Origin of the sequence: Parashewanella spongiae, assembly GCF_004358345.1 — a bacterium.
GTDB lineage: Bacteria > Pseudomonadota > Gammaproteobacteria > Enterobacterales > Shewanellaceae > Parashewanella > Parashewanella spongiae.
In genome coordinates this window covers 1,411,106-1,435,494 of record NZ_CP037952.1, presented here as the reverse complement: position 1 = coordinate 1,435,494, position 24,389 = coordinate 1,411,106, and the positions used below count along the sequence as shown (strand labels likewise).

27 protein-coding genes are annotated in these 24,389 nt (G+C 39.4%); 14 read left to right on the top strand and 13 right to left on the bottom strand.

Annotation, left to right across the window (positions count from 1 at the left end; genetic code table 11):
- Nucleotides 1–20: 20 nt before the first annotated feature.
- The 3 genes from mutY (at nucleotide 21) to nhaC (ending at nucleotide 3,465) form a co-directional block, all read left to right on the top strand.
- Nucleotides 21–1,097, top strand: a complete 1,077-nt coding sequence (gene mutY, locus E2I05_RS05490) for an A/G-specific adenine glycosylase (RefSeq protein WP_121853540.1) — start codon at nucleotides 21–23, stop codon at nucleotides 1,095–1,097.
- Between the two features lie 2 nt (nucleotides 1,098–1,099).
- Nucleotides 1,100–1,372 (top strand): oxidative damage protection protein, encoded by a 273-nt coding sequence (locus E2I05_RS05485; RefSeq protein WP_121853541.1) that lies wholly within the window; start codon nucleotides 1,100–1,102, stop codon nucleotides 1,370–1,372.
- 641 nt (nucleotides 1,373–2,013) lie between these two features.
- Entirely contained in the window at nucleotides 2,014–3,465 is a 1,452-nt protein-coding gene (gene nhaC, locus E2I05_RS05480) for a Na+/H+ antiporter NhaC (RefSeq protein ID WP_121853542.1), read from the top strand.
- On the opposite strand, the gene E2I05_RS05475 is transcribed toward nhaC, so the two are convergent.
- From E2I05_RS05475 to E2I05_RS05440, 8 genes are all read right to left on the bottom strand, one after another.
- A complete protein-coding gene (locus E2I05_RS05475; RefSeq protein WP_121853543.1) occupies nucleotides 3,462–4,799 on the bottom strand; it encodes an NAD(P)/FAD-dependent oxidoreductase in 1,338 nt (445 codons plus the stop codon). The genes nhaC and E2I05_RS05475 overlap by 4 nt on opposite strands.
- 14 nt (nucleotides 4,800–4,813) lie before the next feature.
- Nucleotides 4,814–5,371 (bottom strand): GNAT family N-acetyltransferase, encoded by a 558-nt coding sequence (locus tag E2I05_RS05470; RefSeq protein WP_165905484.1) that lies wholly within the window; start codon nucleotides 5,369–5,371, stop codon nucleotides 4,814–4,816.
- Nucleotides 5,372–5,472: 101 nt separating this feature from the next.
- The gene (locus tag E2I05_RS05465; protein WP_170179617.1) at nucleotides 5,473–6,231 is read right to left on the bottom strand and encodes a pyridoxal-phosphate dependent enzyme; all 759 of its coding nucleotides are present in this window, start codon (nucleotides 6,229–6,231) and stop codon (nucleotides 5,473–5,475) included.
- Between the two features lie 118 nt (nucleotides 6,232–6,349).
- Nucleotides 6,350–7,366 carry a low-specificity L-threonine aldolase gene (ltaE, locus tag E2I05_RS05460; RefSeq protein ID WP_121853545.1) on the bottom strand — a complete coding sequence of 339 codons (1,017 nt, stop codon included), beginning with the start codon at nucleotides 7,364–7,366 and terminating at the stop codon, nucleotides 6,350–6,352.
- Between the two features lie 287 nt (nucleotides 7,367–7,653).
- Nucleotides 7,654–8,190, bottom strand: a complete 537-nt coding sequence (locus E2I05_RS05455; RefSeq protein ID WP_121853546.1) for an SRPBCC family protein — start codon at nucleotides 8,188–8,190, stop codon at nucleotides 7,654–7,656.
- Nucleotides 8,191–8,253: 63 nt separating this feature from the next.
- The gene (locus E2I05_RS05450) at nucleotides 8,254–8,484 is read right to left on the bottom strand and encodes a cysteine-rich CWC family protein (RefSeq protein ID WP_121853547.1); all 231 of its coding nucleotides are present in this window, start codon (nucleotides 8,482–8,484) and stop codon (nucleotides 8,254–8,256) included.
- Nucleotides 8,485–9,099: a redoxin family protein gene (locus E2I05_RS05445; RefSeq protein ID WP_121853548.1), complete on the bottom strand. Its 615-nt coding sequence runs from the start codon at nucleotides 9,097–9,099 to the stop codon at nucleotides 8,485–8,487.
- A 489-nt stretch (nucleotides 9,100–9,588) separates the two neighbouring features.
- Nucleotides 9,589–10,149 carry a DUF4136 domain-containing protein gene (locus tag E2I05_RS05440; protein ID WP_121853549.1) on the bottom strand — a complete coding sequence of 187 codons (561 nt, stop codon included), beginning with the start codon at nucleotides 10,147–10,149 and terminating at the stop codon, nucleotides 9,589–9,591.
- A gap of 153 nt (nucleotides 10,150–10,302) precedes the next feature.
- On the opposite strand from E2I05_RS05440, the gene E2I05_RS05435 reads away from it, so the two are divergent.
- The 4 genes from E2I05_RS05435 (at nucleotide 10,303) to ruvX (ending at nucleotide 12,103) form a co-directional block, all read left to right on the top strand.
- The gene (locus E2I05_RS05435; RefSeq protein WP_121853550.1) at nucleotides 10,303–10,617 is read left to right on the top strand and encodes a hypothetical protein; all 315 of its coding nucleotides are present in this window, start codon (nucleotides 10,303–10,305) and stop codon (nucleotides 10,615–10,617) included.
- Nucleotides 10,618–10,726: 109 nt separating this feature from the next.
- Complete coding sequence (gene yciH, locus E2I05_RS05430; RefSeq protein ID WP_121853551.1) at nucleotides 10,727–11,056, top strand: stress response translation initiation inhibitor YciH; 330 nt, start codon at nucleotides 10,727–10,729, stop codon at nucleotides 11,054–11,056.
- A gap of 22 nt (nucleotides 11,057–11,078) precedes the next feature.
- Nucleotides 11,079–11,642 carry a YqgE/AlgH family protein gene (locus E2I05_RS05425; RefSeq protein WP_121853552.1) on the top strand — a complete coding sequence of 188 codons (564 nt, stop codon included), beginning with the start codon at nucleotides 11,079–11,081 and terminating at the stop codon, nucleotides 11,640–11,642.
- 38 nt (nucleotides 11,643–11,680) lie between these two features.
- Nucleotides 11,681–12,103 carry a Holliday junction resolvase RuvX gene (gene ruvX, locus E2I05_RS05420; RefSeq protein ID WP_121853553.1) on the top strand — a complete coding sequence of 141 codons (423 nt, stop codon included), beginning with the start codon at nucleotides 11,681–11,683 and terminating at the stop codon, nucleotides 12,101–12,103.
- A gap of 84 nt (nucleotides 12,104–12,187) precedes the next feature.
- On the opposite strand, the gene hemH is transcribed toward ruvX, so the two are convergent.
- From hemH to E2I05_RS05405, 3 genes are all read right to left on the bottom strand, one after another.
- On the bottom strand, nucleotides 12,188–13,207 hold the full coding sequence (hemH, locus tag E2I05_RS05415) for a ferrochelatase (RefSeq protein ID WP_121853554.1): 1,020 nt from the start codon (nucleotides 13,205–13,207) through the stop codon (nucleotides 12,188–12,190).
- A 67-nt stretch (nucleotides 13,208–13,274) separates the two neighbouring features.
- The gene (locus tag E2I05_RS05410; RefSeq protein ID WP_121853555.1) at nucleotides 13,275–14,393 is read right to left on the bottom strand and encodes a PilT/PilU family type 4a pilus ATPase; all 1,119 of its coding nucleotides are present in this window, start codon (nucleotides 14,391–14,393) and stop codon (nucleotides 13,275–13,277) included.
- A 9-nt stretch (nucleotides 14,394–14,402) separates the two neighbouring features.
- A complete protein-coding gene (locus tag E2I05_RS05405) occupies nucleotides 14,403–15,440 on the bottom strand; it encodes a type IV pilus twitching motility protein PilT (RefSeq protein ID WP_121853556.1) in 1,038 nt (345 codons plus the stop codon).
- A gap of 31 nt (nucleotides 15,441–15,471) precedes the next feature.
- Between E2I05_RS05405 and E2I05_RS05400 the strand changes: the two genes are divergently transcribed.
- The 7 genes from E2I05_RS05400 to E2I05_RS05370 all read left to right on the top strand — a co-directional run bounded on the left by E2I05_RS05400 (nucleotide 15,472) and on the right by E2I05_RS05370 (nucleotide 22,637).
- Nucleotides 15,472–16,158, top strand: coding sequence for a YggS family pyridoxal phosphate-dependent enzyme (locus E2I05_RS05400; protein WP_121853557.1), 687 nt, complete (start codon nucleotides 15,472–15,474; stop codon nucleotides 16,156–16,158).
- Nucleotides 16,159–16,222: 64 nt separating this feature from the next.
- Nucleotides 16,223–17,041, top strand: coding sequence for a pyrroline-5-carboxylate reductase (gene proC / locus E2I05_RS05395; protein WP_121853567.1), 819 nt, complete (start codon nucleotides 16,223–16,225; stop codon nucleotides 17,039–17,041).
- Between the two features lie 62 nt (nucleotides 17,042–17,103).
- Nucleotides 17,104–17,652 (top strand): YggT family protein, encoded by a 549-nt coding sequence (locus E2I05_RS05390; protein WP_121853558.1) that lies wholly within the window; start codon nucleotides 17,104–17,106, stop codon nucleotides 17,650–17,652.
- A gap of 128 nt (nucleotides 17,653–17,780) precedes the next feature.
- Nucleotides 17,781–18,215 carry a DUF4426 domain-containing protein gene (locus E2I05_RS05385; RefSeq protein WP_121853559.1) on the top strand — a complete coding sequence of 145 codons (435 nt, stop codon included), beginning with the start codon at nucleotides 17,781–17,783 and terminating at the stop codon, nucleotides 18,213–18,215.
- A 122-nt stretch (nucleotides 18,216–18,337) separates the two neighbouring features.
- Entirely contained in the window at nucleotides 18,338–18,937 is a 600-nt protein-coding gene (rdgB, locus tag E2I05_RS05380; RefSeq protein WP_121853560.1) for an RdgB/HAM1 family non-canonical purine NTP pyrophosphatase, read from the top strand.
- A gap of 3 nt (nucleotides 18,938–18,940) precedes the next feature.
- The gene (gene hemW / locus E2I05_RS05375) at nucleotides 18,941–20,077 is read left to right on the top strand and encodes a radical SAM family heme chaperone HemW (RefSeq protein WP_121853561.1); all 1,137 of its coding nucleotides are present in this window, start codon (nucleotides 18,941–18,943) and stop codon (nucleotides 20,075–20,077) included.
- A gap of 721 nt (nucleotides 20,078–20,798) precedes the next feature.
- On the top strand, nucleotides 20,799–22,637 hold the full coding sequence (locus tag E2I05_RS05370) for an FAD/NAD(P)-binding protein (protein ID WP_121853562.1): 1,839 nt from the start codon (nucleotides 20,799–20,801) through the stop codon (nucleotides 22,635–22,637).
- A gap of 214 nt (nucleotides 22,638–22,851) precedes the next feature.
- Here E2I05_RS05370 and acpS read toward each other — a convergent pair whose 3' ends face one another.
- Nucleotides 22,852–23,232, bottom strand: coding sequence for a holo-ACP synthase (gene acpS, locus E2I05_RS05365; protein WP_121853563.1), 381 nt, complete (start codon nucleotides 23,230–23,232; stop codon nucleotides 22,852–22,854).
- A complete protein-coding gene (gene pdxJ / locus E2I05_RS05360) occupies nucleotides 23,232–23,969 on the bottom strand; it encodes a pyridoxine 5'-phosphate synthase (RefSeq protein ID WP_121853564.1) in 738 nt (245 codons plus the stop codon). The genes acpS and pdxJ overlap by 1 nt, the downstream gene beginning before the upstream one ends.
- Nucleotides 23,970–24,389: the final 420 nt, after the last annotated feature.

Sequence of the window (24,389 nt, the reverse complement as noted above, 5' to 3'; positions counted from 1 at the left end):
ATCACTATTACACTTCCGCCATGAAAAATTTACATAGCTTCTCCAATCGTATAATCAATTGGTACGACAAATTTGGTCGTAAGACTCTCCCATGGCAGCTTGATAAGACTCCATATAAAGTGTGGATTTCAGAAGTCATGCTACAGCAAACTCAAGTGACGACTGTAACCCCTTACTTTAACAAGTTCTTGAGTAGCTTTCCTGACGTTGTTTCACTGGCAAACGCAACCCAAGACGAGGTACTCCATCATTGGACTGGTTTAGGTTATTACGCCAGAGCTCGCAATTTACACAAGGCCGCACAAACCATACGTGATAAATATAGTGGCACGTTTCCTGATACCTTTGACGATGTAGTCGCACTTTCTGGTATTGGGCGATCAACAGCTGGCGCCGTTTTATCACTAGCTTGCGGTAAGTACTTTGCTATTCTTGATGGCAATGTAAAAAGGGTTTTAGCTCGACACGCTGCCATTGAAGGCTGGCCCGGTAAAAAGCCAATAGAAAATCAACTGTGGGAGCAAGCTGAACGCTATACTCCGCAAAAAGGTATTGAGAAATACAATCAAGCCATAATGGATATCGGCTCTGCAATTTGTACTCGAAGCAAACCAAAATGTTCAGAGTGCCCTATTGCTATCGATTGCCAAGCACAGTTACAGGGGCGTCAAACTGACTTTCCTGGAAAAAAACCAAAAACTGATAAGCCCACCCGACAAGCACATTTTTTAGTACTCTTAGAGCACAAAAAAGTGTTACTAAAACAACGTCCCTCTGAAGGTATTTGGGGCGGACTTTGGTGTTTTCCCGAGTTCAGCACAAGTGACGAATTACAAACGCATATACAAAATCACAACTTAACTAAAGTTAAACAGCAAAAATTGTCTAGTTTTCGTCATACCTTTAGCCACTTTCATTTAGATGTGTCGGCGACTCTGATAAACTTAAACTCAATCAATAATCAAGTGATGGAAGCCACTTACACCAACAATTACTCTGGTCTTTGGTATGACCTAATCACACCAGATAAAGTTGGACTCGCTGCCGCCACAGAACGTGTTTTAGCTGAAGTTAAAGCGACCACTAAAGAGGATTAATTATGGCTCGCACAGTCAACTGCGTATATTTAAAAAAAGAAGCTGATGGTTTAGATTTTCAACTCTACCCAGGTGATATTGGAAAACGTATTTTCGACAATATTTGTAAAGAAGCTTGGGGGCTATGGCAAAAAAAGCAAACTATGCTTATCAACGAAAACAAGCTCAACATGATGAATGCTGAAGACCGCAGCTTTCTAGAAATAAACATGATTGAATTTTTGTTTGAAGGCAAAGATGTAACAGTTGAAGGCTACGTGCCTGAAGATAAGTAATACCAATTACAGTAATTAATCTCTCACTCAGCAAGAGCTAAAGGTTTTCACTACAAGGCGCATGTTCGAAGTACTATATACCCTACGGCCGCCATACAAAACAGGCGTTCAACGCACTTAGTGCTTTTGTCGGGATAATTCAAGAACATGCAACGCAGTAACGGAAACCTTTAGCCTTGCCCTTCGGGAACTTGTATGCGCACACTTTGGTTTATAAAGAATACGTCACAAAATCATCTCAACGTAGCCATGTAATAACGACAGTTTTGTATGTCGGTAATAACTATGTTTGCACCAATTTTGTTTGTACTTTGTGCGCATACATAACTCTGAGTTGAGCATTAAGTTACTGTAATTGGTATAATATGCACTTCGTATAATGACACCGCGAGGTGCCTTTAAGAAAATGAGCCTAATTCAAATAACATACTTATATATCTTCATTTATTTCTCTGCACAAACAAAAGTCATTTTATAACCCCGATAGAGTTAGCATCAAATTCGACAAACTAAGGTGATCTATGTCACGATAACTTCATATCAATGACAGTCAGATTACTTTTTACCCACCAGCTAGTACATTCTAAATGTTGAACATAAACGGTAATCGCAAAAAATAATAATAAACTCAAGGAAGTTTTATGTCTCAACATAAACCCGCCACATTACTTGATGCATTGCTACCTGTAGCCGCACTGATCACCATGCTGATGACATCAGTGTATTTATTTTCATCCGACAGTTCCTCTGGTGCAAACCAAATAGCACTTATTCTTGCTGCTTGTGTTGCTTTGGTCATTGGTGTCAAAAATGGCTACAGCTGGAAAGAAATGGAAAAGGGTATCATCGAGGGCATTAGTGTCGCCACTCCAGCATTATTAATTCTTTTTGCTGTTGGTTCGCTCATAGGAACATGGATATTAGCTGGTACAGTTCCAACTATGATTTATTATGGTATGCAGGTGTTAAACCCTGAATACTTTTATGCAGCATGCTGTGTCTTATGTGCGTTAGTCGCGCTTAGCGTTGGCAGCTCTTGGACGGTTGCGGGAACTCTTGGTATTGCACTTGTTGGAATTGCAGGAGCCTTAGGATTAAGCGTTGAAATCACGGCGGGTGCAATTATCAGTGGTGCTTATTTTGGTGACAAAATGTCGCCATTATCTGACACAACTAATTTAGCGCCAGCTGTAGCTGGCGCTGATATATTTGACCACATTAAATATATGGCATGGACCACTGTGCCAAGCATAATACTTGCTCTGATTGTATTTTTCTTTTTAGGTTTAAATACTGATACTACAGAGCTGAATACCGACTTAACTTCAAGCCTCAATTTACTGGAGCAACACTTTGACCCTAGCCCTGTTTTATTACTTCCATTGCTTGTTGTCCTTGGGTTAGCTTACAAAAAAATGCCAGCCTTTCCTACGGTCATTTTAGGTACATTAGCTGGAGCGGCTATGGCTGTAGCATTCCAGTATGATCCAATCATTCAATCTGTTGAAGATAAGTCTTTAATGCCTATGGTTGCATTACTGAAAGGTGTATGGATTGCAATGTTTGATGGCTATACGGCAAATACAGGCGATGCCGTATTAGATAATTTGTTAAGCAGAGGCGGCATGAGCAGCATGGTGACTACAGTATGGTTGATTCTCTGTGCGATGGCATTTGGCGGAGTTATGGAAGTAACAGGTTTATTGTCTCGCCTATTACTAGGTGTGCTGAAAATGGTTCGAAGCAGTTCAAGTTTGATTATTGCCACTTTGGGCTGCGGTATTGGCGCAAACGTTGTTTGTGGTGATCAATACATCGCTATTTTATTGCCGGGCAGAATGTTGAAGCTTGAATATGGTAAGTATGATTTAGCTTCTGTTAATTTAAGCCGCTCTCTTGAAGACTCTGCCACTATCACAAGCCCATTAGTCCCTTGGAATACTTGCGGTGCGTTTATGGCCAGTACACTAGGTGTAGCTACTATTGCTTACTTACCTTTTGCTTTCTTTAATTTAATTTGCCCGTTAGTCAGTGGCTCTTACGCTTATTTCAAATTTAAACTAGAACCACTCGGTGAAGAAACTGCCGCTTAAGAAAATCGGTCTTTTAGATAACCGTAATGGTAATAAGCCCATTGTCCCCAACGCTTCATTTTAGAAAATGGCATTGGTGGTAATGGGCTTTTGTATAAGGGTAGCTCAGGTACGGTTTCACCCGCTATTGATTGTGCCAATTGATAGGCCGCTTGAGCACTGAATGACAAACCTGCCCCGCAGTACCCTAAACTGTATCCCACACCTTTTTTTTCATATACATGAGGCATGTCATCAAATGCCGCCGCAATCCAACCTGTCCAGTTATACTCGACTTTGACTTTAGCAAGTGAAGGAAAGCATCTATCAAGCGCCTGCTTTAACCGCTGACTATAAATAGGGTTATTCGCCCCCTTTCCCCAAACAGCACCTCGACCACCAAATAACAGACGATTGTCTGGCAACAATCGGTAATAGTATTTAAGAATTCTTGTGTCCATCGTCACTTGATGTGTATGTATCCCTGCTTCAAGACGCTGTTGTTCGCTAAGAGGCTCTGTCACGATGATATTACTCAAAATGGGGAGGTACTTATTATCGATTCTTTGATTAAAATATTTAGGTGTGTACGCGTTACCTGCACAAATGACTTTTTGAGCAGTTAACTCACCATTATCAGTGATCAAACGATGTTTACCCGATTCTTCAACCCACTCTTGCACACAAGACTGCTCAGATACTGTCACTGAACTTTTTGTTACTAAGTCCTTATAGCCTAATAATAGTTTTAATGGCTGAACACCAAACCCATCACTTAACCTCAGGGCTCCATAGGCTTGATGATGATCCATGTACTGCTTGCAAAATTTATCTCGGTTAATAAATTCAACGCTATTATCGCTACCTCCAAAATTATTCTTAATAAAATCGGCTGCATTTTGTAGGTGTTGCATTGCCTTGGCGTTATGAGCGACTTTCAAATAACCATATTCTTGTTTATCGCAATCGATCTGATTACTCACAATTAAATCATCGACTCTTGCTACGGCATCTGAAAACTCATGGTAAATCCCTTTCGCTGTATCAAGATCCCATTTCTTAGCCATTTGCGCATAACCAAGTCGGCCAGAACCTTTTAAAACAAAACCGGCATTGCGAGCACTAGCACCAAAGCCTACTTGATTAGCTTCAAGCACATGACAATCTATTTGATGCTCTGTTGCAAGGTAATAAGCGGTCAATAAGCCTGTATAGCCGCCACCTATAATGGCAACATCTGCTGAGTGGTTTCCTAGAAGCGACGGGCTAAGTTTCCCCAATGATATTTGACTTGCCCAATAACTATTAGGTAATGATAAACGGTTTGGAGAAGCATCGATTAATGGATCATACATGTTGATGTGATCTTTTATTCAAAATTCAAAAGCATTTCACAAGCCGTACAACGGCAATCCCCTGCACACAAAATACAATTATAGTGACGACTCATATTCTCCCAACTCCAACGCTCTTGATGCTCTTTAATTAGCTTGCCACCTGCTTTAGTGAAATACCGAACTGCTGAATTTTGCGGGCTTTGTTTCCATAAATGCGCTAACCCTGCTTTCGCACCTTGCTGACGAGCGGCTTCGATTGATTTGGATAGCAACAACCCCCCAAGCCCTTTACCTCTAGCATTTTCAGCTACAGTGTTACATTTAAAGTAACAAACCAGTTCAGGTTTAATACCCCATTGGGCTATACTGCACCATTTATCTATAGACCACTTATCTGCAGCATAAGTCAGCCGAAAGCCAAGCAACCTTTGTTCGTCTAATGCAACAAAATTAGCATTAATATCATTTTTAATACCCTTAAAATAGATATCACTCAGCGATTGGAAATCCAGATACCCTGCACCATGCACTAAATTACCAAGCTCGATAACTTGCTCAAAATCCTCTTCATGCATAGGTCGAATATTCATAATTATACCAAGATAATGTAAATTGAATTCATATTAGCCTGACTGCAATTCAATGCAAGCATCGAAAATACAAAATAAAATTCTGTTCAAAAGATCCTTCATCAACGAGCGACATTCCACCATACATCATCATTAGAAATATGTTTCTCAATCAGTTTCCATAGTTTGGCATCATAATAGCGGTTTGAAGGAATGGGGGGAGAATCAACTACGGGTTCAATAAATGGTTGCTTCAAATGATATAATTCAATACCAGATTGAGATGCAAGATCCAAAATCCTTGGATCGTCCAACGTAAGTACATTCACATTTACACACTTTAATAGCACTGATTGAGGGAGTATTTTTCGGAATGTTCTCGCTAATGTTCCACTGCCAACTGGGAGCCATAGCACGCTTGGCTGTCGTCCAAGCTTCTTACAAATATGACTCCACTCAACAGAAAGGATTTTGGCTAGTTCTATAGTAAATTCATTACATTGAAAGCCGAGGGGTATTAAGTAACTTCCACATTTTAATTCGCAATAGGCTTTTGCGGCTTTCTCCGCTGACTGTAAACTTGACTCAATATACACACTATCCGCTGACTGTTTTGCTATTTCAGAGAACTCATGCAGTGTTTGATTTTTTGTAAGTAAGCTCCTGTTTTGTTCGCAAAACAAGGTACATTTCAAGTTCAGAAGCTTACAAGTTGATGCTAGCGCTATTTGTGCAAAACCTGAGAATGGAGAAGCATACACAAACTCAGTAAAACCATCTTCAGCAAGATTTTGAAGCATTTGTGCTGCTGCACGTTGTTTAGTGCCTCCAGGAAGTAAATCATCCCGGATAACGTGCAAACATTTATTTGCTATATGCATATGAGTTATAACCACTGGAGGTGATAATTCTATTTTCATATAACTTATTTCAGTATATGTATTTATTGCCAACCATAGCTCTGTTTAAGATTGACTAACACATCTATCTTACTTGTTGTCAGCTTCTAGTAAGTTTACTTTTAATTGCTAACACTGCTTTATCAATATCTTGTTTGCTCACATCTTTATGGGTGACAAAGCGCAGCTGCTGAGAGGGATAAACCAACACGCCTTGTTGTTTCAACTCTGATGCTAACAAATTGATGTCAGTACGAGTTCTAAAATCAGAGAAAACCATATTTGTCTGCACTTGATTAATGTCTGTTTTGAGTTCATCAATACTTTGTAACTGATGAGCCAAATGTTGAGCGTTGTCATGATCTTCCGCAAGGCGATCAACTTGCTCTGTAATCGCAAGTTTTGCCGCCGCAGCTAAAATTCCGGCTTGGCGCATACCTCCACCGAGCATTTTGCGCCAGCGTTTAGCTTTAGCAATAAACACTTCGTCACCCAATAGCAAAGACCCCACTGGAGCACAAAGCCCTTTCGATAAACAAATTGAAACCGAGTCAAAATGTGCCGTAATGTCAGATATTTTGAGGTTTTGAGCAACGGCAGCATTGGCAACTCGCGCACCATCTAAATGGATCTTTAACCCATGATTAAATGTAAAAGCTTGCGCTTCAGCCAAATAACTTTGTGGAAGCACCTTACCACCAATAGTATTTTCTAAACTCAGCAAGCGAGTTCGAGCAAAATGAAAGTCATCCGGTTTAATGGCAGTTTTAACGTCAGAAAGATTAATTGTACCGTCGGTATTATTAGTCAAGGGTTGTGGCTGAATACTGCCAAGAACGGCTGCTCCACCACCTTCAAATTTATAATTATGGGCTTGCTGACCACAAATATATTCATCACCCCGATCACAATGGCTCATTAAGGCAAGTAAATTTGCCTGAGTTCCCGATGAGGTAAACAATGCATCATCAAAACCAAACATCTCAGCAGACATTTGTTGTAATTCATTAATTGATGGGTCGTCACCAAAAACATCATCACCGACTGGTGCATTTGCCATTGCAGCTCTCATTTGAGGTGTTGGCTGAGTTACTGTATCACTACGAAGATCAATCATCTTTATAAGTCATTTTGGCTAGGTAAATTAGAGTTTGTACTATAACTTAACCTGTTTTCTTACTAAAACAAATAGAGTAGGCTGAATGAAGATAATAATTAAAGGCACTGGTTCAACTTTGCTAACTTTTGCTTTTAGTTCAGATACTTTTCCATTGACAGTTGCTGGGTATGAATGTGATGAAAGGCACTAAAAATGAGTAAAACTGAATAACCTTATATCTCTCTTTTGATTCCATCAGCGGTTCATCATTGAAAAATCGCTGATGGAAGATACAGTCAATAAGGTTAATTTTTTTCCATAATAACTTTTAAGTTTTGCAAACCTTCTTGTAAGTCATCACCAATTCGTTTTTCAAAATCAACAAAAAGGAACATCAAATTTAACGGGTAATCAATGTGGCCACTGAAGCCCCAACTGACTTTTGTTTCAGCATTATTAACTGTCTCAATAGCCATATATGCAGGCTCTGTGGCTTCAAAAGGTTTGAAAAAGCGCAGCTCAAAATCAATACGTTGATTGGGTATAATATTTTTTATCTCTTGTTCGCCAAAACCAACTTCAGGATTTTCACTTTCCCAAATTGAAATAAAACCGACTTCTCCATCATTACCTAAATAAGAATGTTTAGTATTTGGATCCGCTTTTGCCCAGACACTATATTCATTTTGATTTTTTAACAATTTTACATATTCAAAAACTTTAGGAAGGGGCTGATTTATGGTGACACTTCTAACCACTGAATAATCGGTTTGAACAAACAAAGCGGTAATAAATGGGATTGCGATAATGACAAGCAGACCTATTGCAATTTTTTTCAACACGGGGGAACTCCTAAATTTAGCCTTGCAGAAACAAAACTATAAACTACAGGAATTAACCGAAAATTAACATTCGTTTTTCTCTGTTAGATTGACAGAGCAAGATTGGCAGATACAGCTTAAAGGATTTATTTTTACCACCTCAGATTGTTCATCGGTAAAATTGCCATAAGACATACTTTGATTACTGCACCAACACTCATCTAAACTCCCTCCTTGACTAACGGCGCATTTATTGTTTTCACGACAAAGTGGGCAAGTTGATGCAATGCTTGATTTAGGAGATATCGCTTCCATTTAAAAATCTTCTCGGTTGATTCGTTTTAAAGCAATGAGTGCATCTGCATAATCAGGCTCTTTTATCACATCATCCATTACTTGACGATACTCTAACTGACCTTTTTTATTAATCACCATTATTGCTCTAGCAAGCAGATCAGTCCCTTCGATTAACAAACCATAGTTTTTACTGAAATCGTGCCAAACAGAATCTGACAGGATCACAATATTATCGGCATTATCAGAATAACAAGCACGACTTTGTAAGAAAGATGTTTCAGTGCTTATTGTCAGCATAGTGACATCATTTGAAAGATGACTTATTTCATCATTAAACTGTTTTCCCTGTAACCTACACACACCAGTATTTAAACTCGGAACAGAATTAACAAGAACAGTTCGTCCCTTAAAGTCCGTTAAATCTATCGAATTCGATTGTAAGTCTTTGGCTATAAAAGCAGGGGCAAGTTCATAAAGCTTCGGTAAAGCACCAATAAGTGATCGTTCTTGACCTGAAACGTTGACCCAAATACTTGAGTTTTGAAATTCTTTAGATTGAAGTGAACTTGAAAAAATAATCAGAGCGAAGCTCATTAATTTAAGCGATACTTTCCATGATTCAGCTGATGCCATAACTCATACCGAAAATGAGAACATAACCGATAATATACCCCTGATACATGAAGACGCAACTTTCAGGTCAAACGAAGATAAATTTCCCCCAATAGCAGCCTACAAGTACATTTCAGGTATAAAAAAACGGCATTTCTGCCGTTTAGTCGTATTCAAGTTAATGAATATTTGTCTTAGGGTCTGTTGATCTTTTGTGATTGTTTTTGCAGCGATAAATTGGTTATTTTATGCAAGGCAGAGTTTGTGAGGTTTGGTTATTATCGTCATACAAAACTGTCGTTACTTCGTTTCCAAATAAGAAAACGATAACGCAGCACCTTTTATTTAGAAAGAGCGACCAATTTACGCTCTCTCTTTTTTCGATGCTTTTGAGCATTCACTGCTCTGTGTTGTGACCAGCTCACTTAGATGGCTAAGCATCACTGCTCACGCCTTGAACAGATAAATGCTCAAATAGCACAAAATTTAATCCTGAAAGATCAACAGACCCTAGCCTTCGTTTGGCTTCGGTGGGAAATTAGCCATTACTTGTGAAATAGCTTTATTAATCGATTCTGTTTTCTGCTGGGGCGTTTTATTTTTCTTGAGAGTGTCTTTTATAGACCCTCTCCAAATTAACTTTTTAGTTTTATTATCAACAACATCAACCATCAAAGTGTTAATTTCATATTCTCTAACCGTAGTCTGTGTTTGAGTACTTCCACCCCACCACCAGTTCCGACCATAGTAGGGGTTATAACCGAAATTGCTGTTAAAGGTATCAACATCGACTTTTTTATCTGTTTTCGTTAGGTAATTAACTAGAATATCCGCTGATGTTTCATCAACTTTACTGATCCCTTTAGCAGATAACTGTGCGTCTACTGCATCGTGAACTCGTTGCTCCATCAAGCCATCGAGATGATAGCCACTATCATCTGTTTTTTTAACAATCCAAGCATAAGTTTTGAAGTTAGAAAAGTTTACCTGTGGATCAAAGTCCCAGTTTCCTTTTAGTGAGCTACAAGCTCCTAAAGCTAATATGCTAAGCAATGCCAGTATTTTTTTCATGTGAACTCCGCAGATAAAATAACTATTGATATCAGCTTACAACGCAATGCCTTGATCACCAAATTGATTTAGATAAATTTATACATAAGCATTGACAATCCCCAATATCAAGATGATAATAATTCTCATTATGATTACCAGGAGAGGCTTTACATGTATTGGTTAATTACTGCACTTGTATTGGCAAGTGTTACATTTATTTATGTGCCACAAGCTGTCACTCAAATCAAAAATATAGAGCCAGCATTTAAAATCGACCAAAAACTCGTTAAGTTACTATCTTCGATTGCAATGAGCGGTTGCATTTTGTGTGCGGTGTACAGCTTTTATTCTCCGTCACTCATTAACTTTGCTGCTATAGGGTTTACTCTAACATCGTTTTTTGTTGCGATTCCCAAATTACATGCTTTGCTCCTACCTTCGGCTATCGCCACTGCAACTTTGCTGTTATCACTCATATTCCAATAGTGTTTCTTTGCTTTTATCTGTTATCCAAATTCAACGTATCCTTTTTGGGTTTGGGGATTTTTTGAGGATTTGATAGACTTAACTCAAGCGCACTCAAATATTAATAAATATGAACTTAGATCCTAATGTTTCTCTAGTGTTCAGCACAGAAACTGGCAGAGTTACCACTCCAGATACCCCAACAAGAGCACCGACAGGTGATGGGATAATTAGAATTCATCGAGATACTAAAGGTCGAAAAGGTAAAGGAGTGTCTATAATTCAAGGTCTACAGCTTGATTCTGTAGCTTTGAAAAAACTCGCACAAAAGCTGAAAAAGCAATGTGGTTGTGGTGGGACAGTCAAAGACTTCAATATTGAGGTACAAACAGACAACCGCGATCAACTGAAATCTCTTTTAGAAAAAATGGGATATACAGTAAAACTAGCAGGCGGTTAAGCAGTAACTAATCGGAGTTCCTATGGAAAGTTTACAGAACCATTTTCTTGTCGCAATGCCTTCTATGGACGGTACTTTTTTCGAGCGTTCAGTGATCTATCTCTGTGAACATGACGATAAAGGAGCCATGGGGATTGTTATTAATCGACCAATAGGCATTGAAGTCAGTGAACTCCTTGAGCAAATGGATTTAGCCACTCAAACTATTCTTCATTCGAGTGTTAATAATTCTCCAGTTTTAGTTGGTGGTCCAGTAAGTCCAGATCGAGGCTTTGTACTGCACTCCACCCAACCAGGTTGGACAAATAGCTTAGCGATTACACCCGATATTATGATCACAACATCTCGCGATGTATTGACGGCCATGGGGAAACAAAAAGGTCCCGATAACTTTATTGTGGCTTTAGGTTATGCCGGCTGGGGAAAAGATCAACTCGAAGAAGAGGTAGCCGCTAACTCATGGTTAACGATTCCAGCGACTTCAAAAGTTTTATTTGACGTTGAGCCAGCACAACGTTGGCAAGAAGCTAGTAAAATACTCGGATTTGAATCTTGGCAAGTTTCTTCTCAAGTCGGTCACTCATAGATAGTGCCTACAGCATCAGTAAGTTATAAGACAAAATAATGACAACAATGACAGTATTGGGCTTTGATTTTGGTACCAAAAGTATCGGAGTTGCCGTCGGACAAAACATCACTTTTCAAGCATCCCCTGAGCAAGCCGTTAAAGCCAATGATGGCATACCTGATTGGAATGTAATTGAAACGATTATTAAACGTTGGAAGCCAAACTTATTAGTTATCGGCTTGCCTCTTAATATGGATGGCACAGAGCAACCTCTGACCCTGCGGGCGAAAAAATTCGCTAACCGTTTACATGGGCGTTTTGGCATTGAAATCGCACTGCAAGATGAACGATTAACCACTACGGATGCAAAAGCACGACTCTTTGAACTTGGCGGTTTTAAGAAGTTAAGTAAAGATCAAGTGGATTCAGTTTCTGCTGTACTGATTGTTGAAAGCTATTTCGAGAACCATTATTCATAAGTGCTCTTATACCATTTACTATATTATAAATTAAGCGTTTGTTTTGTGTCGTAATTCACATTACGACACAAAAGTCATACTACTTCAGTTTTTCAAATAGGGTTTAACTAAATTTTTCATCATTTCAATATGCAATTCATCATCATTTAACGCTGCAATATAACGATATTTTTTTCCACCAGCCGCTTCGAACACTAATCGATTTTCTTCTTCAATTTCTTCTAAAGTTTCAAGGCAGTCGGCACTGAATGCGGGACAGATAATAGCAACATCATCAACACCTTCTTTTGCAAGTTTGGTCAGTGTTGCATCAGTATAAGGGGAAAGCCATTTAGCTTTACCAAAACGAGACTGAAAACAAACAACATAATCTTGCTCACTTAAGCCAAGCGATTCAACGATAAGTCGAGTTGTCTTCATACAAAAGCAATAATATGGATCGCCCAGTTTAAGGTTTCTTTCTGGCATACCATGGTAAGAAAATACCAACTTTTTAGGTTTGCCATGAAGACTAAAGTCATTAGTAATAGAAGCGCTTAGAGCCTTTATATAATCAGGATGATCATGGTAAGTGTTTATAAAATGCAATGAAGGTAAATAACGCCAAGTTTGTAATTCTTTGCTTATCGCATCAAAACTTGATCCTGTTGTAGGTGCTGCATATTGAGGATATAACGGTAACACAGTGATATCATCAATACCTGATTGATGCATTTTTCTGAGTGTTTCATGAATAGAAGGGTTGCCGTAGCGCATTGCCAGATAAACATCTGTATCTAACTCTTCAGCATTTAAAGCAGTTTGTAATTTGCTGGTTTGTTGTTTGCTAATAGCCAACAAAGGAGAACCTTCTTCGGTCCAAATTTGCTTGTAAAGTGCTGCTGATTTAGCAGGTCTAGTCCTTAAAACAATTCCGTGTAAGATCACATTCCATAACAGCTTAGGAATTTCAACAACACGGGAGTCTGCTAGAAATTCAGCTAAATAACGTCTCACTGAAGCAGTAGTTGGTTCATCTGGTGTACCTAGATTAATCAATAGCACAGCTTTTTTATTTCTTTTGCTGTGCCCTTGCTCTTTAGATAACCCTGAAAAATTGTTCACTGCTTAACCTGCTACAAGTATTCAAAAAAAACGGATTTTATCAGCACTTAACTCTGTAGACCATGACTTAATCTAGATCTAAAGTTACTCCATCCATAAAGCCGTTATTTTTATCTGACGAATTGGTAGTATCAAGTTTTATCATTAGTCGTAAATCATTAGGTGAATCGGCATGATGCAATGCATCGGCATAACTCACCTCACCTTCTTTGTATAACGCAAACAGCGACTGATCGAAGGTTTGCATGCCTTGCTCTGTCGATTTTGCCATCGTTTCTTTCAGAAAGTGCAATTCATTATTTGCAATTATGCTGGCAACACGTGGAGTGTTTATCAACACTTCGATGGCTGCTCGTCTTCCTAAACCATCAGATCTTGGTACCAATTGCTGAGCCACAATTCCTTTCAGATTGAGGGATAAATCAAATAACAATTGCTGATGTTTCTCTTTTGGGACTAAGTGCATAATACGATCTAATGCTTGGTTAGCATTATTTGCATGCAGCGTTGCAAGACAAAGATGGCCTGTTTCAGCAAACGATAGTGCGAACTCCATCGTTTCTTGAGTTCGAATCTCACCAATCATAATGACATCAGGTGCTTGTCTTAAAGAGCTTTTCAGAGCCGCATCAAACGAATCAGTATCAATTCCGACTTCTCGTTGAGTAATAATGCTTTTACGATGTTCATGAACAAATTCAATCGGATCTTCAATAGTCAAGATATGACCACGAGCATTAACATTACGATACCCAACAAGCGCAGCTAGTGAGGTGGACTTACCCGTGCCAGTTCCCCCAACCATGATAAACAAACCACGTTTACTCAGGACTAACTCTTTAAGAATGCTTGGCAACTGTAAATCTTCAACAGCAGGGATCTGTGTTTCAATGCGTCGCATCACACATCCAGGTGCTTCTCGTTGCCAAAATGCACTAACTCGAAATCGGCCATGTTCTTTGGCTGAAAAAGCAAAATTACATTCTTTAGTTTCGTGAAACTCTGCCTTTTGTGCGTCATTCATTAATGATTCAACAAACTTCAATGATTGCTCAGGTGTATAGGGAGAATCTGTAAGTTGACGCAATTCACCATCGATTTTAGCGCTCGGTGGAAAGCCCGCAGTTACAAATAAATCTGACGCTTTACGTTCAATCATCACTCTTAAAAACGGGCTAACATCCATGATCAATCCTTAAAAATTAGTGTGTTGGCTTGAGCTTTTAGCTTGAGCATTTTCTCGGCTAATTGCGCCTCGATTAACTAAATTCTGTAAACACTGTTCAAGTGTTTGCATACCATGGGACATGCCCGTTTGAATCGCTGAGTACATTTGCGCCACTTTATCCTCTCGGATCAAATTTCGTATTGCAGGAGTACCCATCATGATTTCATGTGCGGCCACACGGCCACCGCCTTCTTTTTTAATTAAAGTTTGTGAAATCACAGCCTGCAAAGATTCTGATAGCATGGTACGAACCATATCTTTTTCGGCGGCAGGAAAAACATCGACTACACGGTCAATGGTTTTGGCGGCTGATGTTGTATGCAGCGTACCAAACACTAAATGGCCTGTTTCGGCAGCTGTCATGGCTAAACGAATGGTTTCGAGATCGCGCATTTCCCCGACTAAAATAACATCCGGATCTTCACGCAATGCACTGCGCAATGCCGCATTGAAGCTGTGTGTATCACGATGCACTTCACGCTGATTGATCAAGCACTGCTTGTTTTCATGAACGAATTCGATTGGATCTTCAATAGTTAGAATATGATCGTGGCGGTTTTCATTAATGTAATCGATCATCGCTGCTAAAGTCGTACTTTTACCTGAGCCAGTCGGCCCAGTAACTAAAACTAACCCACGTGGGAAACTCGAAATTTTCTTAAATATTTCAGGCGCGCCGAGTTGCTCTAATGTAAGAATGTCACTCGGGATAGTACGAAACACGGCTCCTGCACCACGTTGTTGATTAAATGCATTGACGCGAAAACGGGCTAAATCAGGAACTTCAAATGAAAAATCAATTTCTAAATGTTCTTCATAGTCTTTGCGCTGCTTATCATTCATAATGTCGTACACTAAATTTTGTACGGCAGCATGATCAAGCGCTGGTAAGTTGATTTTTCTCACTTCGCCATCAACGCGGATCATCGGCGAAACACCTGCTGACAAGTGCAAATCTGATGCCTTATGTTTTACACTAAAGGCTAATAATTCTGTAATATCCATAAATAGAATTCCGTTAAAACGCGATTACACCATGATAACAATAACTGACAGACTGGCACAGACCTTAGATAGAATCAAACTCGCTATCGACAAATATCATAGAGTACCTGATTCGGTCACATTACTCGCCGTTAGCAAAACAAAACCGAATTCTGACATCATCACAGCTTATGACTCTGGGCAGAGAGACTTCGGTGAAAACTATATTCAAGAAGCCATCCAAAAGATCCAAGCTTTATCCTCAAGCCACAACGATATAGTGTGGCATTTTATTGGCTCTTTACAGTCAAATAAAACCGCTGATGCCGCAACGCATTTTGATTGGATCCATACCATTGAGCGCGAAAAGATAGCCGTTCGATTAAATAATCAAAGATCGGATGCTCTCCCACCGCTGAATATTTGCATTCAGGTTAATATTAGCCAAGAAAGTTCAAAATCAGGTGTACTACTCAGTGACGTTGACACTTTAGCTGAACTAATACATTCACTGCCACGATTAGCATTACGCGGTCTCATGGCAATACCGAGTTCTATCGACGATGAACAGAAGCTCTCTATAGAGTTCAGCTCAATGCAAAGCGCTTTCAAAAAACTACAAGCTCGTTACCCGAATGTTGACACTTTATCTTTAGGAATGAGCAATGACATAGAGCTCGCAGTAAAACACGACTCTACAATGGTAAGAGTTGGCAGTGCAATATTTGGCAAGCGTTAATCCTTGTAATTTAACCGAACAGCACAAATGTATTTAATTTAACGAGAATTAACAAATTATGTCTATTACATCACGTAAAATTTGCTTTATCGGCTCAGGCAACATGGCTCGCAGTATCATTAGTGGCTTGGTAAATGGTGGGTATCCAGCGAATTTAATTGAATCAACCAACCCAAGTGCTGGAAAACTCACGGCACTGCAATCTGAATTTGGAATTTCAGTTTCACACGATAATCACCAAGCCGCGCAAAATGCTGACGTCATTGTTTTAGCGGTAAAGCCACAGCTAATGCAAGCAGTTTGCGAACACTTACAAAATATCGACGTTAGTAGTAAATTGATAATAACTATCGCGGCAGGTATCCCAGCTAAGCGCTATTCTGATTATCTGAACCAACCAATAAACCTTATTCGCACCATGCCAAATACACCTACACAAATCGGTGTTGGTGTCACAGGAGTCTTTGCTCCAGCGAATATCACTGAACCTCAAAAGCAACTTTGCCAAACTATCATGGCAACAGGCGGTGATGTCGTTTGGGTTGAAAAAGAATCCGACTTAAATAATGTCATTGCACTAGCAGGAAGTTCACCAGCTTATTTTTTTATGTTCATGGAATCTATGATTCAAGTAGGCGAAGAATTGGGCATGCCTGCTGAAAGTGTTCGACTAATGGTGCAACAAGCCGCACTGGGCGCCGCTGAAATGGTCAAGCAAAACCCACAACTCAGTGCTGCTGAGCTTAGACAAAATGTTACATCAAAAGGCGGAACAACCGCTGAAGCCATTGCGACGTTTGAAAAAGGTGGCTTAAGAGACTTAATTGAATCTTCAATGAAGAATTGCATAAAAAAAGCAGAAGACATGGAAAAACTTTTTTAACACTCTAAAATCAGAAATTAGAGTTTACAGATTACACTATCAATTACAGGCGAATCGACACTATGAATGCAATGAGCTTTCTAATAACAACAATATTCGATCTCTACTTAACCGTTGTCATACTCCGTTTATGGCTCCAAATGGCAAGAGCCGATTTTTACAATCCTTTTTCTCAGTTCGTAGTCAAAGTAACTCAACCAATCTTGGCTCCTATGAGAAGAGTTTTACCTTCGATAGGTGGTTTTGACACGTCGACTTTTGTGCTGGCTTTAGCTGTTGTCACACTAAAGTTGACACTTTTATCTTTAATTGTCGGCAGCTCAATAGACTTCCTATTTATCTTGATGATTTCATTTGTATCGGTCATTAAACATACTGGCACCTTACTATTTTGGATGTTATTAATCAGAGCAATTTTGAGCTGGTTTAACCAAGGTTATAACCCATTTGTCATGATGCTAGGACAACTTACCGATCCGCTGCTAGCCCCAATACGTCGTATCATCCCACCAATGGGTGGGTTAGATTTATCTGTTATGGCATTGTTTATCGGACTGCACTTCTTAAATTTATTGTTTGCACAGTACATTCCGTTCTGGAATATCATTTAACTTTCATATTGTGGCGGCTATTTCAGCCGCTATCTGTTTGCCCCTAAATAGCGAAAAATCAGACTTTTGAGGTCTCTGTTCGATGGGTATATACTCATCGCATATCTGACCACAAGAAAGGTGTCATCATGCTTAAGAATCTTTGTGCGATACTCATGTTAACCGCTGGCTTGTTCGGGGTTGCTCAAGCAGAACAAAAAACGGTTGTCGGTAATTTTGATATTCACTACATGGCCTTCGGCAGTACATTTTTAACCCCAAGCATTGCAAAAACCTACAATATAAAACGAAGCCAATATACGGGTATTGTCAATATAACCGTGTTAGATAATCGGTTGAAAAACAAGCCGTCCGTACCTGTAAAAATTGACGGTGTGGCAAAAAACATCCTTGATTCACATATTAATTTAGAGTTTAAAGAGGTACGCGAAGGTGATGCCACCTATTACATCGCTGAAGTACCATATCGTGATGACGGAACGATCAATTTCGATATTAATATCATGCACGGTAAAGAGCTCAGTACTAAAGTGAAGTTCAAACAAAAATTTTATGTAGAATAATTTTCCCGCTTGTTATCATTTCACTTGAGCCTGATTTCAGGCTCTATTTATATTGATACACGGTAGAAACTCACAAAACGATTGCGTATGATTGCCACGAATTTTTAAATGTGGTGATCATCATGACTCAGATAGTGCTTGCAAGTGGAAATAAAGGAAAACTTGCAGAATTTAATCAGCTGTTTAATCAATATAAAGTTCAAGTATTACCTCAAAGCGAGTTTGATGTCCCATCAGTCGCGGAAACGGGTACCACTTTTGTTGAGAATGCCATTATCAAAGCAAGGCATGCTGCTGAGTTTTGTAAAAGCCCAACGATTTCCGATGATTCAGGCATTGAAGTTGACGCTCTCAATGGCCAGCCAGGGATTTACTCTGCACGATATTCTGGCGAAAATGCCACTGAAACCTCAAATTATGAGAAGCTACTTGAAGCATTAAAAAACGTTGAAGCTCGAAGCGCACGCTTTCAATGTGTACTTATTTATATGCGTCATGCAAAAGATCCTACTCCAATTATTGCTCAAGCTTCTTGGGAAGGAACCATCGCTTATGAAGCTGACGGTAATGGCGGTCATGGTTACGATCCTATATTCATTCCCGAAGGAAGCTCACAAACTGTCGCCCATATGGATGCTCAACATAAAAATTCTATTAGTCATCGTGGAAAAGCTTTGGCCTTACTTATCGATGCACTTAAACAGCAAAAGATAATCGGATAATTTATGTTAATACTGCCTCCACTGAGTTTATATGTGCATATCCCTTGGTGTGTTCAAAAATGTCCCTATTGTGACTTCAATTCTCATGGACAAAAGGGACCGCTACCAGAAAATGCATATATTGACGCACTTATTGAAGATCTGACTCAAGATCTACAATATTGCCAAGGAAGAAAGTTACATAGTATTTTTATCGGCGGCGGCACGCCTTCTCTATTTTCGGCCAATTCGATTGCTAAGCTGCTTACTGAAGTAGATAAACTTATCCCGTTTAATCATGATATTGAAATCACCATGGAAGCCAACCCTGGCACCTTGGAGCATGATGACTTTGCGGCTTACCGGCAAGCAGGTGTAACTCGTTTATCGATTGGCATACAAAGTTTTTCAGCCCAAAAGTTAAACCTACTGGGTCGAATCCATGATGAAGCTGAAGCTGAAAATGCAGCCAAGCACGCCCATAGCGCCAATTACAACAGTTTTAATTTAGATATCATGCATGGACTGCCCGACCAAAGCTTCGATGAAGCCATGTTCGATATTGATAAAGCTACAAGCTTAAATCCACCTCATTTATCTTGGTATCAATTAACTATTGAACCTAATACTCTTTTTCACTCTAAACCACCACAGCTACCGAATGATGAATCGCTATGGCATATTTATGAGCAAGGGCAACAAAAACTGGCCAATTTAGGTTACCAACAATATGAAATATCCGCCTATGCAAAGCCTGGATATCAGTGTCGACATAACATTAATTACTGGCAGTTTGGCGATTACCTTGGTATTGGTTGCGGTGCTCATGGAAAAATCACCCTTCCTAACGAAGATAGAATTATTCGAACTGTAAAAATTAAACACCCTAAAGGTTATTTAAGCGCCAAGTCATATATGTTTGAGTCTACGGATGTCGAAAAAGACGACCGAGCTTTAGAGTATTTAATGAATCGCTTTCGATTGATATCACCGATCCCGAAATCAGAATTCGAAGGAAGAACTGGGTTAGATAGAGACCTAATAACTGGTGGAATGGAAACAGCTAAGAAAAAAGAATTAGTCACTGAAACGGAGTCTCATTGGATATTAACTTCCAAAGGCCACATGTTCGTGAATGAATTACTGACTTTGTTTTTCTGAACTTCAAAAAATAAAATCAAACGGGCTATTGTTGCGTTTCAACCTAAACGTTCATGATAGGCATGGATGTCATATGCGTTTACTTTGACTACTATTTTTTCTATCACCCTACACCATGAAAATTGTATTCGCTGAGATTTGAAGATTATTTCCAACCTAAAGCTAAAGGCGAAGTGATTTTTAGCTTTTATGCTTTCACTAACAGGCTTGGGAGTAGGTGTTAGCGGCTATTTTCACGGTAGGTTAAAGTTTAATAAGACCTCTATATTATACCAATTACAGTAATTAAATACCCAACTCAGAGCTATGTATGTGTCCAAAGTACAAGTGAAATTGATGAAGACATAGTTATTACCAACATACAAAACTGTCGTTATTACATTGCTAGGTTAAGACAATTTTGCGTAGTAATTTGGACACATACAAGCTCCCGAAGGGCAAGGCTAAAGGATTCCATTACTGTGTTGCAAGTTTTTGAATTATCCCGACAAAAGCACGAAGTGCGTTGAACGTCAGCTTTGTATGGCGGCCGTTAAGGTATATAGTACCTCAAACTTGCGCCTTGTACTGAAACCCTTTAGCTCTTGCTGAGTGGGAAGTTAATTGCTGTAATTGGTATTATTGTTTTAATTGCGGCTTGTACTTAACTAGAACAAATTAATATTCTTAATTTAAACGCGCTATAATTTATAAACTTAAATGGATTTAAAGGATTGTCAGGATGACAATGAATCATGTCGATGTTTTCGTCATTGGAGCTGGTGCAGCCTCTACAGCTACTGTTATTAGATTGCTTCAATTTTCTAATAAACCTTTATCCATTGCTGTTTCCGAAAAAACAAGCAGCCATAAATATGGCGGTTTAGCCTATGCTGGCGGTGGAAATAGCTGGAATCATGTTTTCAACATTCAAGCAGGACGAATGTCTATCTTCCGTGAAGACGTTAATGATTTTTTGAACTGGTTAAATGAAGAAGCCGATAGAAGCACTTGGCCTGATAAATGGAAACATATTGTTTTTGGCATAAGCAGTCCAGCTCCTAGAAGGGTTTACACCGAGTATTTAAAAACACGGATGAATCAAGCACTCGCGAACTCTGTTAGTGGCACCATTTTAACTGAGCTTGATTCCGAAGTAATTGACGTTGTGGCTAAAGAAAGTGGCTATCAAATTCACTTAAGTTCAAATAATAATACCCTTCAAACTCTTAATGCAAAACATGTCATCATAGGTACTGGGAATGAGCTTTCTAGTTTCCCTTTTACTCAACCACTTGAAAATCATCCAAACTTTTTAAGATGTCAGTACATTGATGAAGGTTATTCGCGATTACACTCATTAAACAAAAATGATCACATCGCTATTATTGGTTCAAGCTTATCGGCTTATGACACTGTCATCACGCTTCGAGAAGACTTTAAGCATCAAGGTCACATCACTATGTTTTCTCGAGCAGGGTTAACGCCATTTACCTATCCAACTAATCATGAACATCAAGTAATTTCGGTAAGAAAACCCGCTTTTATAGAGCAAACTTATCAAGGACCTGAACAACTAGTAAAAGCGGTCAAACTTGAATGGCAAGAAGTTAAAAAGAAAATAAAATCTGCTGTTCCTGATATTCCAGAGAGCATCATTCCAGAGCGAATTTGTAAAGCATGGGAAGCATATTTGCCTGAGCTTATCGCGAAAGTACCAAAAAAAGATGTTTCAATGTTACTCATGAAATATAACTCTATTATTACCAAAATGCGGGTATCAGCTATGTCTGTAACAACAAATAGAGTAGAGCCTCTTAGAGAGCATGACGTAACCCTCATCGTAGCAAACATCAAATCCGTTACCATCAACCAAGACAATACGTTAGCCATTCATTATTATGATAAAAAATCGCAAACCAATTTAACACTGAATGTACAAATGCTGGTTTCAAATTTAAACCAAGAAACCGACTACTCCAAAGTGAGCAATCCACTTTGGAGAAATTTAATTGATAAACAGAAACTAGCTATCCCGCACCAAAAAACGGCAAGAGGAATTGAAGTCACTCGGTTGGGTGAGCTTATACAGCCTGATAAAACCATATCAAAAAATTTATATACGGTTGGTATTCCCCGCGAAGGAGATGAAATTATTACTTATGGTCGTCAAGGTGCTTTTGCACACAATATCGCCACAATAAAAAATCAATCTATCACAGCCGCATTAAGTATTGTTGCAAGAGTAAATCAGCTTGATTTAACGGATATCGAGGGTTTTGAGCATCAACACACCAAATTGCTTGAAGACGCAGTCACACATAGAATTATTTGGCTTAGCGCTCGAACTCGACAAGACAAACGAGATACTCTTCCAAAAATGCTTCAAAGCTGTGAGTGCTTGGCTAATGCATTAGAGAGTGAGTTTAGCAGCTTAGAGCAATCAAGGCGATTTGCAAACGCTGAAGTAGAAAGGCTAGTGCTGAAAAAAATGACCAATATCAGCGTAACCTCTCTACAGCTCAGGTGTGATTTAGGCTTAGAAGACCTACCTAAGGTTTCTGATAAGAAACTCGCCTAGCCGCCTCTAATACCAATTACAGTTATTAAGCAAGGCTAAAGGACTCCATTACTACGTTACAAGTTTTTGAATTATCCCAACAAAAGCACGAAGTGCGTTGAACGCCAGCTTTGTATGGCGGCCGTTAGGGTATATAGTACTTCAAACTTGCGCCTTGTACTGAAATCCTTTAGCTCTTGCTGAATGGGAAGTTAATTACTGTAATTGGTATAAGCTAAGATTCTATAATAACGGTTGATACCGCATAGTTTTTTTCATCAGCTATCGAAATTGAAGCACTGCTTCCACCCAGTGATACCAGCCTTTCATGCGCCCCATCAGTAAACGATATCAAAGGCGTTCCTTCCATATTATTACTAATATGAATATGCTGAAATGAAACTCCGCGGCCGATACCTGTGCCTAACGCTTTTGCTGCGGCTTCTTTCGCTGCAAAACGCTTTGCAAGGTAACGGTTAGCTTGAGAATGTTGCTGATAAATATTTAACTCAACGGGCGTTAACACTCGCTTAGCAAGTTTATCTCCACCACGTTCAACATGAGCTGTTATTCTGGCTATTTCAACAATATCTGTTCCTAACCCAATGATCGCCATTATTCGCCTCTACGGCCTTCCAGCATAAGCTGTTTCATATCTCGAACGGCTAAGTCCAAACCGTCAATCGCTGCACGAGCAATAATAGCGTGACCAATATTAAGTTCATATAACTCAGGGATAGCAGCGATAGGTTTCACATTATGATAATGCAATCCATGTCCAGCATTAACAATTAAGCCTTTGCTGTGGGCATAAGTCGCCATCTTACGAATTCGATTTAGTTCTTCTTGCTGTTCAGCATCATTTTTAGCATCAGCATAGCAACCAGTATGAATTTCAATATATGGTGCACCTGATTCAACTGCGGCATCGATTTGAATTGGGTCAGCATCAATAAACAAGGATACTTTTATGTCTTGCGCGGCTAACTTAGCCACTGCCATTGTAATTTTTTGCTGCTGCCCAGCAATATCAAGCCCACCTTCAGTGGTTAACTCTTCACGTTTTTCTGGCACTAAACACACATAACTAGGTCTAACTTCACAAGCGATATCAAGCATCTCATCCGTGACCGCGATTTCAAGGTTCATTCTTGTTTTTAACGTGTTCGCTAATGTGTAAACATCACGATCTATGATGTGCCTGCGATCTTCACGTAAATGAATGGTAATGCCTTCCGCCCCTGCATTTTCAGCAACGGCTGCTGCATGCACAGGATCAGGATAGTTCGTGCCACGAGCCTGACGTAATGTTGCAATATGGTCGATATTAACGCCCAATAAAATTCGGCTCATTAAAAGCTCCTAAATGACTGTCTCTTTCTAATAATGAATCACCCCGCCCCAGAGGAGCGAGGTATCGTTTAACGTTATAGTCACTCTAGCGAAGGCTAGAGTCTAGCGTCTTTTTCTTGTTTAATGAAAGTCGCTGGATACCAGCCTAGGCAGGTATGAACTAGGGTCTGTTGGTCTTTCAGGATTAAATTTTGTGCTATTTGAGCATTTATCTGTTCAAGGCATGAGCAGTGATGCTTAGCCATCTAAGTGAGCTGGTCACAACACAGAACAATGAATGCTCAAAAGCATCGAAAAAAGAGAGAGCGTAAATTGGTCGCTCTTTCTAAATCAAAGGTGCTGCGTTATCGTTTTCTTATTTGGAAACGAAAGTAACGACAGTTTTGTATGTCGATAATAACCAAACCTCACAAACTCTGC